At 45.4% G+C, this 12,792-nt stretch carries 9 protein-coding genes; 8 read left to right on the top strand and 1 reads right to left on the bottom strand.

Translation table 11 applies throughout. The features are described from left to right. The first annotated feature begins 3 nt into the window (after positions 1–3). Together G589_RS0105150 and rpe are read left to right on the top strand one after the other, a co-directional pair. Positions 4–945, top strand: coding sequence for a transketolase family protein (locus G589_RS0105150; RefSeq protein ID WP_022767838.1), 942 nt, complete (start codon positions 4–6; stop codon positions 943–945). Beyond that, positions 942–1,598, top strand: coding sequence for a ribulose-phosphate 3-epimerase (gene rpe / locus G589_RS0105145; RefSeq protein WP_026521331.1), 657 nt, complete (start codon positions 942–944; stop codon positions 1,596–1,598). Before G589_RS0105150 ends, rpe begins: the two co-directional genes overlap by 4 nt. Here the strand turns inward: rpe and G589_RS0105140 are convergent. Next, the gene (locus tag G589_RS0105140; protein WP_026521330.1) at positions 1,595–2,455 is read right to left on the bottom strand and encodes an AraC family transcriptional regulator; all 861 of its coding nucleotides are present in this window, start codon (positions 2,453–2,455) and stop codon (positions 1,595–1,597) included. The two genes, rpe and G589_RS0105140, sit on opposite strands and share 4 nt — an antisense overlap. A 146-nt stretch (positions 2,456–2,601) precedes the next feature. Here G589_RS0105140 and G589_RS0105135 point away from each other — a divergent pair, with 146 nt between their 5' ends. The 6 genes from G589_RS0105135 (at position 2,602) to G589_RS0105110 (ending at position 12,667) form a co-directional block, all read left to right on the top strand. Next, positions 2,602–5,925, top strand: a complete 3,324-nt coding sequence (locus G589_RS0105135) for a cellulase family glycosylhydrolase (RefSeq protein WP_026521329.1) — start codon at positions 2,602–2,604, stop codon at positions 5,923–5,925. A 178-nt stretch (positions 5,926–6,103) separates the two neighbouring features. Then, entirely contained in the window at positions 6,104–7,531 is a 1,428-nt protein-coding gene (locus G589_RS22210; RefSeq protein WP_242826422.1) for an ABC transporter permease, read from the top strand. Between the two features lie 14 nt (positions 7,532–7,545). Then, the gene (locus G589_RS0105125; RefSeq protein ID WP_022767833.1) at positions 7,546–8,472 is read left to right on the top strand and encodes a carbohydrate ABC transporter permease; all 927 of its coding nucleotides are present in this window, start codon (positions 7,546–7,548) and stop codon (positions 8,470–8,472) included. Positions 8,473–8,534: 62 nt separating this feature from the next. After that, positions 8,535–10,190, top strand: coding sequence for a DUF3502 domain-containing protein (locus G589_RS0105120; protein ID WP_026521328.1), 1,656 nt, complete (start codon positions 8,535–8,537; stop codon positions 10,188–10,190). A gap of 120 nt (positions 10,191–10,310) precedes the next feature. Beyond that, the gene (locus tag G589_RS0105115) at positions 10,311–11,327 is read left to right on the top strand and encodes a LacI family DNA-binding transcriptional regulator (protein WP_026521327.1); all 1,017 of its coding nucleotides are present in this window, start codon (positions 10,311–10,313) and stop codon (positions 11,325–11,327) included. Next, positions 11,324–12,667 (top strand): glycoside hydrolase family 30 protein, encoded by a 1,344-nt coding sequence (locus tag G589_RS0105110; RefSeq protein WP_081668937.1) that lies wholly within the window; start codon positions 11,324–11,326, stop codon positions 12,665–12,667. Before G589_RS0105115 ends, G589_RS0105110 begins: the two co-directional genes overlap by 4 nt. The last annotated feature ends 125 nt before the right edge of the window (positions 12,668–12,792 follow it).

Genomic DNA, 12,792 nt, shown 5'->3' with positions numbered 1-12,792 from the left:
GGCATGAGTGAAGTTAAGAAGATAGCTACAAGAGACAGCTATGGAAAAGAACTTATAGAGCTTGCAAAGGTTAATGACAAGGTAGTAGTACTTGACGCAGACCTTGCAGCAGCAACAAGAACCGGATGGTTCAAGAAGGAGTTCCCTGACCGTCACATCGACTGTGGTATCGCAGAGTGCAACATGATGGGAATCGCAGCAGGACTTGCAACAACAGGCAAGATTCCTTTTGTAAGTACATTTGCAATGTTCGCTACAGGACGTGCTTTCGAGCAGGTTCGTAACTCAATCGGATATCCTCATCTCAATGTTAAGATCGGTGGAACACATGCCGGAATCACAGTAGGTGAGGACGGAGCCAGCCATCAGTGCAACGAGGATCTTGCTCTTATGAGAACAATCCCCGGAATGGTTGTTATGTGCCCTGCAGATGATATCGAGGCAAGAGCCTGTGTAAGAGCAGCAGCTGAGCATGAAGGCCCTGTATATATCAGATTCGGACGTGCTGCATGCCCTGTTGTCAACGACAGACCTGATTACAAATTTGAACTTGGCAAGGGAACAGTATTGCGCGAAGGCACAGATGTAAGTATAATTGCTACTGGTATCGGAGTTGGATCTGCACTTGAGGCTGCTGAGAAGCTTGCAGCTGACGGAATCAGTGCAGAGGTAGTTAACATCTGCACCATCAAGCCTATCGACAGAGAGCTTGTTGTAGCTACTGCCAAGAAGACCGGCAAGGTAGTTACCGTTGAGGAGCATTCTGTAATCGGCGGACTCGGAAGCGCAGTTTGTGATGTTCTTTCTGAGGAGTGCCCTACTGTTGTTAAGAAGATCGGTATGCAGGATAAGTTCGGCGAGTCCGGATCTGCAGCTGACCTTGTTAAGAAGTACGGCCTTGATGGCGACGGTGTTTATGCACAGGTAAAGGAATTTCTTGGTTGATGAACATTTTAAGTCCTTCAATTTTAGCAGCAGATTTTAAAAACCTGGGCCAGCAGATTGTCGATGTTGACAATGCTGGGGCTCAGTATATTCACATTGACGTTATGGATGGCAGTTTTGTGCCATCCATTTCCTTTGGAATGCCACTGATAAAGAGCATCAGAAGTGCGACGGACAAGGTTTTTGACGTGCATCTGATGATAGTGGATCCCATAAGATATATCAGGGAGTTTGCAGAGATCGGTGCAGACATAATCACCTTCCATCTCGAGGCTGCGCCTGATGTAAACGCCATTATCGATGAGATACACTCCCTTGGTAAAAGAGCCGGTCTCTCAATTAAACCCGGTACTCCGGTAGAGGTGCTTGTTCCGTATCTGGACAAGGTAGATATGATTCTGGTTATGACTGTTGAGCCGGGATTTGGGGGACAGCCCTTCATCGAAGCAAGCTATGACAGGATAAAAGCTGTAAGGGCAATGCTTGCAGAAAGAGGCCTTGATACAGATATTCAGGTTGATGGTGGTATCACCAAAGAAAATGTAAGAAGTGTCATTGCTGCAGGAGCCAACGTAATTGTGGCGGGATCGACAGTATACAGGGGCGATGCAGCCCAGAATACCAAAGATTTATTAAAGCTCATGGAATCTTAAAGTTCCATGAGCTTTTTTCTATAAGCCAGAGGCGTACAGCCAAAGGTTTCGTTAAACATTTTTCTGAAGAGCTTGTAGTTGGTAAAGCCGTGTTTTTCCAAAATAAGCTTAACCGGAAGGTCTGTCTCCACCAGGTCATCTCTGATCTTGGACAGACGAAGGTCATTTAAATACTTCGTGTAGGTTATTCCCATATTCTTTTTGAAGAAGTGACAGAAATACTCCTTTTGAAGGCAGGCAACATTGGCGATCTCATCAAGACTGATGGGAGAAGCATAGTTGCCATCCAGATAATCGAGTATCGTCTGTATTCTTCCGAAGGTCTTATTCTCTTTCTGGGCCTCAACCGTCTCCATTTCCTGCGAAAAATTGTGGTAGATCTGAAAAAGGAACTCAAACACCAGGGAATTGAATCTTAATATTTCTCCATCGGGCTTTATCTCAAAAACCACCTGCATCTGCTTGATGATCTCGATGAGCTGCATGATCTTGGTCATGATGATCGGGTTATTGGTGTGGCAGTCAAATCCAAATCGCCTTGATGCTATGTCCGGAATGTACCTCTCAAGAATCGGATAAGGAATCTGTATCAATACAGCTTTGTTTCCGTCAAGTGACTTGGTCGAGTGCGGAACTGCACAGTCCACAAGATAAACATCCCCGGGAAGCAGGACTGTTGTCTGTCCGCCGACGGTAACATCCACCTCTCCTTCTAAGATATACATGACCTCCATCGCTGAATGCCAGTGAGTCGGTACATAGGAGCTGGAGTCATTAAACACCCAAAAGAAAATATCCAGTCCGTCTGTTATTCTGTCTCTTTCATGCCTAAATACGGCGTTTTCTCTGTTTTCCATAGTGATGACATTCTATAACACTCGAAATAAAAAAGCAATATTGACCTATTAATTCTCAAGTAAGACTCTATTCTGTCCTGCTCCTTCGGTGTTAACATAAATCCCGCATAGAGGCCAAATGCACAAAAAATTGGGAGGTATAAAGTATGAGAGGAAAAGTAACTAGAATTCTTGAACGCGGTTTTGCTTTTGCGCTCTCGGCAGTACTTGCTATGGGAGCACCTGGTATGACCGTCATGGCAGAGGAGGGAGAAGCTTTGGAAGAAACCGGCGGATCTGCATTCATCAAGGCAGACGGCAAGAACCTGAGGACCAATTACGGTCAGGGAGATATCATCAACCTGCGCGGAACCAATGCCGGCGGATATCTCTTGCAGGAATTCTGGATGACTCCATCCGGAGAATCTGCTGATGTGTACGACCAGACAACCATCATAGGTAACCTTACCGAGAGGTTTGGAGAAGATGGTGCAAAAGAGCTGATAGCTGCCTGGGAAACAGCTTATTGGCAGGAAGAAGACTTTGCCAACTGCCGTGCAATGGGAATGAACACCATCAGACTTCCTTTCTGGTGGAGAAACCTTGTTGATGAAAACGGCAACTACTACGGATATGATGAGGAAGCATCCGATCCTTATGCTACAGCCTTTGAGAGACTCGACTGGTTTGTCGACATGTGTTCAAAGTACGGACTGTACGTAGTGCTTGATATGCACGGAGCACCCGGATCACAGAACGGTAGTGATCACTCCGGACTTGATGGCAAGGATCACAAGGAAGCAGCTTCAGAGTTCTTCTTTGGTGATAATGCAGCTGCAAATCAGGAACTGTACTTAAGCCTTTGGAGAACAATCGCAGACAGATATGAAGGAAACGCAACAGTAGCAGGCTATGATCTTCTTAATGAGCCCTACTGCACATACCGTTACAATTCATCAAAGTCTGCAGATGAGCTCCACACTATCCTTTGGGATGTTTATGACAGAGCATACAACGTTATCAGACAGGAAGATGCTGACCACGTGATCATCATGGAAGCTACCTGGAATCCTGAGGATCTTCCGGATCCCGAAGCTTATGGCTGGGAAAACGTAATGTATGAGTATCACAACTATCTCTACGATGATTACGACAACGAAGGCGGCGGTCAGATCTCCAACATGGAGAACAAGACAAACGCCATCGGAAATGCTGATTATAACGTACCCAGCTACATGGGTGAGTTCAACTACTTTAACAATTACGGTGCCTGGGATGATGGCCTTGCACTTCTTACAGAGCTTGGTATCAACTGGACATCATGGACCTACAAGACAATAACCGGCTATGGCAACTGGGGACTTTACCATCACCCCGAGTACATGGACAACGGACTTGATATCTCCACAGCTTCTTTTGACGAGATAAAAGAGCTTTGGGAGAATTCAGCAACAAGCCTGGGAAGCCCTAACAATGAGCTCATTGAGATTGTAAGTAAGTGGTGCAATGCACAGACTTATGAGAACACAACTGAGCCTGTGACAGCAGAGCCTGTGAGTGACTTCATCAGCGGCTGGCAGAAGCTTGAAGTTGAAGATGAGGCTGTTTGCTCAATTACCGGCGGTAAGCTCGAAGATCAGAGCTTTTACTCAGGTGGCAAGGCAGCAGGCAACATGAACACAGATGTTACAGCTGATAACGTTGCAGATGACTGGTCCAACATCAACTATCTCACCTTCACTGTAAAGGCAGCAGATAAGGGCAAGTACCCCATCGTTATGCATTACAACGGTGATGATGACAAGGAAATCCTTGTTAAGGTCGGCGATAATGAAGCACAGCTTGTACAGGTTCCAAGACTTTCCGGCGGAACATGGGACAAGATGCACGATGTTGTAGCTTATGTAGATCTTGAGAAGGGCGAAAATACACTTAAGATCTCGGGTGCTCTTGGAAGCGGCTGGATGAACATCGACTACATCGCAACCACAAGACACTTTGTAACAGTAAAAGAGGATGGAACACTCCGCCTTGAGGGTGAATTCTTCTACACCAATGCAGGCCTTGAGGGACAGTCATTCTTCTCAGCCGGCTACGCTGTAGGAAATCTTAATACACACGTGACCTTCGAAGAAATCGCTGAAGACTGGTCAAACATGAAATATGTTGACTTCGAGATCTTTGCGGAAAAAGAGGGTGACTATCGTGTTACATGGCACTGGAACGGAAACGGCGCCGATGGAATGACTGCTGTTTACAGACTTAACGGCGGTGAGAACACTGCTATAAATCTTGATAACGCAGGTGCACCATGGAACTCAATGAACAAGTCTGAGCTTACTCTTCACCTTCAGCAGGGCTTTAATGAATTCAAGCTTTCAGGCACAATCCTCAATCAGGATAACTGGGCAAACATTGACTGCATCGACATCATCAGCCTTGATGCCATTGAAGAGCCTGACGGATTCCCTGAAGCTACAAGTGGATTTAAGAGAGTTAAGGGCGATGCAATCTCTTTTGACGAGAGCAATGTAACAGTAACTGTGGATGCAAAATATGCAGGAGAGTATCGCTTCTATGTCGGATACATGACTGACGCAGAAGAGCCGGCTTTCAGAACTGTACTTGGAAAGACAGAACTTACTGAGGGAACAAATACCATCACTTTAGATAACGAAGCAGCTTTAGGCGAAACACCTGTATTCTTTGATGTTGCCGTTTCACCAATCACAATAATTGAGGAGACCGGCGCAGAGAGATATGAGGCAGAGGATCACGCTGTAAGGTCAGCTAACAATCCACCTGCTGAGCATCAGGGCTTCTATTCAGGACGTGCAAATGAAAACGGTGTTGGCGGAATGGGCGCAACTGTCGGTTCATTCGTTGTTGGCGATGACATCATTGCCAAGAAGCTCAACTACACAGATTACAGTATCTTTGCACCTAAGGACGGAAAGTACAAGATCACTGTTGCCGGAAACGGTGCAGGTGTTGATCTCACAGCTGTATATCAGCTTGAGGGAGCACAGAGCGCATCCTTTGTACTGCCAAATAACGGTCAGGGATGGGATCACATGGTTTATGCAGATATCGAAGTAGAGCTTAAGGAAGGCTACAACAGGCTTATCCTTGGCGGAACCTTTGATGGAGAATGGCTCAACTACGACTACATCGATGTCGTTTCGGTTGATGCACAGAATCCGGAAGAACCGGAAGATCCTGAGAATCCTGAAAATCCGGATGATCCGGACCAGCCCGGAACACCTGATGACCCAGATCAGCCGGATACACCAGACACACCTGATACACCTGATCAGCCAGGCACACCGGATCAGCCTGATCAGCCGGATACACCAAATACACCGGATCAGCCACATAATCCGGGACATGATATACCCGCAATTTCACATGCGGTAGTAACTGTAGTCAGAGCAATTGTAAAGACTGCGGTTAAGATTATCGGCTGGATAGCAAGAGTTTTCCGCTGGTAATAAAGGCCAGGAATAAAAACGTTTTTGTTAAAACGGTAGAATTTTAAATTGTTTAATTGTCGCAAATATACAAAATTACGCCAAGTATATTGTCAAAATAGACGCAAAATGCTAGACTACGAATATCAAATAAATAAAAACGTTTTTATTATGGTTTCAAGCGCTTTTGGGAGGTTTTATGAGGAAAAAATGGATTTCCGGGATCAGCGCAGTGTGTCTGATCCTGCTACTCCCATTTTTCAACTGGATAAGGGTCGTGAACCTGGTTGACCTGTTCTCAAGAATAGGTGTTACCAAGGACATGGCAGCAGATTTGCTCACAGGCTATAACCTGTACAATCTGCTTTCCTTCGTCCAGTATGCAAATCAGGGAGTTTTGGGACTGTTCGCAATGGTCCTGCTAATACTCGCAGCAGCAGCTATTTACTTCAATGTAGCATTTATCATCCGCACAATTTTCGGACTTAAGAAGGGAAAAGGAGAACTTGGACTTCTCGCAGCAGGTAAATGCGCATTCCTGTTTCAGTTTCTGACTGCACTGGCAACAATCATTTTTATTATTTTTTCAAACAGACACTTTAAGACCACCGGATTTGTTCCGGGGGCAGCGGTAATAATATCGCTGGTAGTATCTCTTTTGTCTTACATCTACATCAAGATCCTTGAGAAAAAAGAGAGAGAAAAATACAGGGAGCACGGACTCCTTGTTGAACTTAAAAGAAACTGGGTACTGTTCGTCATGTTGATACCTACCTTCGTCTACTTCATGATCAACAACTACCTGCCAATGCTGGGTGTGTACTTTGCTTTTACATCCTTCAACTTCAGAGACGGACTCTGGTCCAGCCCTTTTACAGGATTTAAGAACTTTGAGTTCCTGATCAAGGCTGACCTGTTCAGACTCACCAAGAATACAGTTCTTTACAACGTTGTATTCATCGGTGTCGGCAATGTTCTTCAGATCATATTTGCCATTCTGGTCAGCAGAGTAACAGTGAAGTGGTTTAAAAAGACTTCACAGACCCTGATGTTCATGCCATACTTCGTATCCTTCGTTATCCTGAAGGTTATCGTATATAACGTGTTTGAATATCAGTACGGTCTTATCAACAACCTGGTCACACAGATGGGTGGAGAGAGGATTGACTTCTACAACAATCCATCCTACTGGCCTTTCCTGATCACCTTCTTCTACCTCTGGAAGAACATCGGATACGGAATGGTTGTATATCTGGCAACTATCATGGGCATCGATAACGAGATCTATGAGGCAGCCAGAGTTGACGGAGCTAATGATCTTCAGCAGATCTGGTACATCACTCTGCCACACATTAAGCCTACATTCATAATCCTTCTGCTTTATGCACTTGGAAGCATTATGAAGGGACAGTTTGAGCTCTTCTATCAGCTCATCGGTAACAACGGCGTATTGTTCAACGCAACGGATATCTTCGATACCTACGTTTACAGAATTACAATGACACAGCCGCTTTCCATTGGACTTGGAACGGCAGCAGGTCTTTACCAGTCAATATTTGGATTCCTGATCATCGTACTTGTGAACTTCGCGGTTAAAAAGAGAAATCCCGAATACGCATTATTCTAAGAAAGGAGCACAGTATGGCAAGAGATTTAGATTACGAGCCTTCAGCGCCAAAGACCATTAAGAAGTCTACAGGCACCAAGGTTTTTGAGGCCATAGCATATACCCTCCTGGTAATAGGATCAATCGTATGCGTGCTGCCTTTCATCATCATCGTTTCGGGTTCCTTTACGGACAACGCAACGATACTTACACAGGGTTATTCACTTCTTCCAAGAGACTTTACATTATCTGCTTATCAGACGATCTTTAAGTCGCCCAAGGATATCCTTCAGGCCTACAAGATGACCATCTACTACACAGTAGTCGGAACAGGTCTCGGACTTATGATGATAACCCTCACGGGATATGTTATTTCAAGAAAAGAATTTAAGTACAGAAATACAGTATCATTCCTTATTTACTTCACCAGCATCTTCGGAGGAGGAATGATCCCATGGTATCTGATGTATGCAAACGTACTTGGACTTAAGGGATCAACACTGGCAATCTGGTTCCCGGCTCTTATGAGTCCTTTCCTGGTAATCCTTATGAGAACCTTCATTGTCGGAGCTGTGCCCGATGCCATCACAGAGTCAGCTAAGATTGACGGAGCAGGACACTTCACCATCTTCTTCAGGATCGTGCTTCCGGTGCTCAAGCCCGGACTTGCTACAGTAGGTCTTTTCCTGGCACTTGGTTACTGGAATGACTGGTACAGATCATCAATGTTCAGTACCAATTCATCCACCTGGCAGCTGCAGTTCTACCTCTACGATCTGCTCAATGCCACAACAGCCATGAAGCAGATGGCAAGTAACGTAAGCATGAAGACGGCAGACCTTCCTACAGAGTCGGTTAAGCTTGCAATGGCGGTTGTGGCTACAGGTCCCGTGCTTTTGTTCTACCCCTTCGTACAGAAATTCTTCGTTTCGGGAATTACTGTTGGTGCGGTAAAAGGCTGAGTAAGCTCAGCATTTAATTTACAAAGAAATAAAAACGTTTTCATATCACAAAGGAGGCAAATATGAAAAAGAAAGTTTTAGCAACATTGTTATCAATGGCAATGGTAGCCGGCGTGATCACAGGTTGTGGCGGAGCCGGAACACAGTCAGCAGCTGATCAGCTCGCTGAGCAGGGCGTTACAGAGATCCCTGCAGCAGAGACAACCACAGAGGCAGCTGAGGCTACAGAGGCAGAGGCACCTGCAGAAGCTGCAGACCTTGATCTCTCAGAGCAGGTTGACCTTGTATTCTACGTAATGGGTGATGCTCCTCAGGATGAGGAACTTGTTGAGGCAGCTCTCAATGAGAAGCTTCTTGAGAAGTGCAACGCAACTGTTGATATGCAGTTCTCAACATGGACAGATTTCCAGCAGAAATACGCTAACGAGATCACAGCTCAGAGCGCAGACCTTATCTATATTGCTAACTGGCTCAACTATGGACAGCTTGCAAGCAGCGGTGCTTTCGAAGAGCTTGACGACATGCTTGATACAGTAGCTCCTGACCTCAAGGCACTTGTAGGTGATGCAAACCTCAACATGTGCAGAGTTGGTGGCAAGATCTATGCAGTACCTAACACATGGGCTGAGTATGTATGTAACGGTGTTAAGTACAGAGAGGACCTCAGAGCAAAATATGATCTTCCTGTACCTGATTCACTTGAGAACCTCGAGGCATACCTTCTTGGAATCAAGGAGAACGAGCCTAACCAGGGACTTCTTACAGTAACAACAGAAGAGAGCCAGGGACTTAAGACGGGTTTCGATGCAGCTTGGGCACTTAACTTCAAGTACAACTGGGTTGCTAACAACGGTCTTGACTACGGCCTTGCAGCAAACTATGACACACCTTCAGATGTTTATGACTACTGGTACTCAGATGATTTCGTAGATGACATGAAGCTCATGAAGAAGTGGGCAGATCTTGGATTCTGGTCAAAGAGTGCACTTTCAGACACAAACAACTCTGATGCCTACAAGAACGGTCTTTGCGTAGCAGAAGTTGCAGGACAGAACCCTAACAAGCAGATCACAGCTATTGCTGATTTTGAGAATGCAGGACAGGGCTGGGAGTCAGCTTATGTAGCATACGGCGAGACAAACGGTGTTATCTATCCCGGACATGCAACACAGAACGGAACAGCTATCGTAAGAGGCTGCAAGAACCCTGAGAGAGCACTTCTTGTACTTCAGGCAATGCTCTGCGATGACGAGATCAACGCAATCGTTCAGTACGGTATCAAGGGAACACATTATGATGTAGCTGATGGTATCTACAAGAACCTTCAGGAAGAAGCCGGCGAGACAGCTACATTCCCTTACGAAGGCTTCAACACATGGAACCTCAGAAACGGCGAGACAAAGCTTCCTCAGAAGACAGACGTTAAGCTTCAGGAGATGTTCGATAAGTACGCAGCACTTGGCGAAAAGACAAAGTTCCCTAACGTAAACATTTATGATGGATTCTCAGAGAACTATGATTCCTACAGCGCTGAGAGATCAGCAGTCAGCAACGTAATGAGACAGTACCTCGCTCCACTTGAGGCTGGACTTGTTGATGATGTAGATGCAGCAGTAGAAGAGTTCAGAAACAAGATGACTGAGGCCGGCATTGATAAGTGCCGTGAAGAATACACAAAGCAGTGGAAAGCATACTGCGAGGAGTACAATTACAACTAATCAGGGCGATGACCTCTTGACCTGAGTCTGATATGTTATAATAGCAGAGGGCGAAAAACGTTTTTGCCCTCTGCTGAATATAGAAAATAGCGTAGTGCATGAGGAAAAGGGGAACAGGCCTTGGCTAAAAGGGAAAACGATAACAAAAAGATAACGATAAAAGACGTGGCAAGAGAAGCGGGAGTATCAATCTCCACTGTTTCAAATGCCCTTAATAATGTGAATGTTCTGCATCCCGACACCAAGGAAAGAGTCCTTGAAGTGGCAAGGAGACTTAACTATACCCCAAACCTTAATGGCAGAAACTTAAAGGCCCAGGCAACCGGAGTATTAGGACTGTTCCTTGGAGCTATCAGAGGACCATACTACGGAGAACTTTCTGATTCCATATACAGAGCCTGTGTGGAGAGCGGCTATGAACTTGAGATATTCTTAAGCTCTGACCCGCTTCATATCATGGCAAACATTATGGGACACAGGGTTGATGGCGCAATTATCCTCAATTCAGCCATAGGACCCGATCAGGAAAAGATCCTTAAGAACCAGCAGATACCTACGGTGTACATTGACAGGATCCTTGTGGGCGATAAGTCTTCAAGCGTTGTGTTTGATTCAAGAAACGGCGGCGAACAGGCTGCGAAGTTCTTGCTTGAGCTTGGCCACAAGAGATTTATGTATATAGAAGGAGAAGAGGACAATTACGATAACCAGGAGCGTAGAGGCGGATTTTTGGGAGCTTTAAAGCGCGCCGGAATTGTTGTAGATGATGACTACATTCTTCCGGGTAAGTTTGAGAGGCTTGCAGCCTATAACTCGGTTACGCAATTTGTTGATTCGGGAAAAGAGCTACCGGATGCAATCTTTGCAGCTAACGACCTAAGTGCTATCGGTGTACTTGAAGCACTCAGGGACAGCGGAGTAAAGGTACCGGAGCAGGTAAGTGTTATGGGATGTGACGATATCGAGCTGACCAGAGTGGTAAGCCCATCAGTTACAACCATAAGAACATTCTTTGAAAAACAGGGCATCATAGCAGTGGAACAGCTTGTTCGCATGATCAGCGGAGAAGCCGGAAGACTGATAACCTTAAATGGAAGGATAATCCCGCGCGATTCGACGATAGCAAAGGATTTATGATGAAAAATATAACAGCAATTGAGACCCATTTTGCCGGCGGTAAATACTGGAGCTGCAGTACGCTTCAAGATGCAGGTCCTGCAGGCGAAATGAAAGCCCTGGTGGTTTTTCCTGATGAGAAGGAGACCACTATACGCGGGTTCGGAGGAGCCTTTACCGAGGCTGCGGCTCATACATACAGTGGCCTAAGCGATGAGGCTCAAAAAAGACTCATTGCCGATATTTTCGGGGCTGACGGCCTCAGATACAACTTGGGGCGCATTCACATGAACAGCTGTGACTTTGCCCTGGGCAATTATACTTACATCGAAGAGGGCGATGAGAGCCTTGACAGCTTTGACATAGCACATGATGAAAAAGAGATCATTCCTATGATCAAGGCAGCTGAAAAAGAGCTGGGCAAGCCTTTGGTTCTTTTAATGGCACCCTGGTCTCCACCTGCGTTTATGAAGACCAACGGCGAGATGAATCACGGCGGAGAACTTAAGCCTGAGTACAGAGAGCTGTGGGCAGATTACTTTGTAAAGTTTATTCAGGAATATAAGAAGAGAGGCATCGAGATCTCTTTTACCTCAATACAGAACGAACCCAATGCAACCCAGACCTGGGATTCCTGCAGATATACAACTGAGCAGGAGGCGGACTTTGCATTAAATTACCTGGGGCCTGCGCTTGAGAAGGCAGGACTTCTTGATGAAGTAAAGGTTCTTGTCTGGGACCACAACAAGGAAGTAAGCTACAAGAGATTTAAGGATATCATGGAGAAGGACGGAGCCGACAAGTACATCTTTGGCTGCGCTGTCCACTGGTACACAGGAGATCATTTTGAGAACCTTGGTCTTATAAGGAAGCACTTCCCTGAAAAAGAGATATTCTTTACCGAAGGATGCGTTGAGTATTCAAGGTTTGCCGGAGAAGGTGACATTCACAATGCCGAGATGTATGCCCACCAGATGCTGGGCAATCTTAAAAACGGCATTACAGCCATCTTTGACTGGAACCTTATGGTAGATTTTAAGGGCGGACCAAATCACGTGGGCAACTACTGTGATGCGCCTATAAAGGCCAATGAGGCGGGGGATGATTATGAAAAGAAGCTCTCCTACTACTACATAGGTCATTTTTCAAGATACATAAAAGAAGGCGCCAGACTTATTTGGACTTCCTGTTACACTGACAGGATCAAGAGTGTAGGTTTTGTTAACCCCGACGGAGAGAGAGTTGTGATCCTCCTTAGTGAGTCTGATGTAGATACTGCAGTTACGGTTACTGAGGGAGAATCTTCAGCAAAACTCATTGTCAAAGCGCATTCTATCCAGACTTTGACATATTACGCATAATTACGGGTTATATATTAATAAGAATTCATTGACAAAAGATAAAGTTTAGCTTAAACTTTCTGTCGTGCAATTAGCAAGGAGTACCCATGTGCAATTCACGTGGGTATTTTTTTGCCGAAATTTTG

The sequence above is a fragment of the Butyrivibrio sp. VCB2001 genome (genome assembly GCF_000423965.1).
Taxonomy (GTDB): domain Bacteria; phylum Bacillota; class Clostridia; order Lachnospirales; family Lachnospiraceae; genus Butyrivibrio.
This window is presented reverse-complemented; position numbering and strand designations above follow the sequence as displayed.

What these genes read in the sequence shown, in the direction of transcription:
- G589_RS0105150 (WP_022767838.1), top strand. Translation starts at nt 4, where the DNA reads ATGAGTGAAGTTAAGAAGATAGCTACAAGAGACAGCTATGGAAAAGAA.
- G589_RS0105140 (WP_026521330.1), bottom strand. Translation starts at nt 2,455, where the DNA reads ATGGAAAACAGAGAAAACGCCGTATTTAGGCATGAAAGAGACAGAATA.
- G589_RS0105135 (WP_026521329.1), top strand. Translation starts at nt 2,602, where the DNA reads ATGAGAGGAAAAGTAACTAGAATTCTTGAACGCGGTTTTGCTTTTGCG.
- G589_RS22210 (WP_242826422.1), top strand. Translation starts at nt 6,104, where the DNA reads ATGAGGAAAAAATGGATTTCCGGGATCAGCGCAGTGTGTCTGATCCTG.
- G589_RS0105125 (WP_022767833.1), top strand. Translation starts at nt 7,546, where the DNA reads ATGGCAAGAGATTTAGATTACGAGCCTTCAGCGCCAAAGACCATTAAG.
- G589_RS0105120 (WP_026521328.1), top strand. Translation starts at nt 8,535, where the DNA reads ATGAAAAAGAAAGTTTTAGCAACATTGTTATCAATGGCAATGGTAGCC.
- G589_RS0105110 (WP_081668937.1), top strand. Translation starts at nt 11,324, where the DNA reads ATGATGAAAAATATAACAGCAATTGAGACCCATTTTGCCGGCGGTAAA.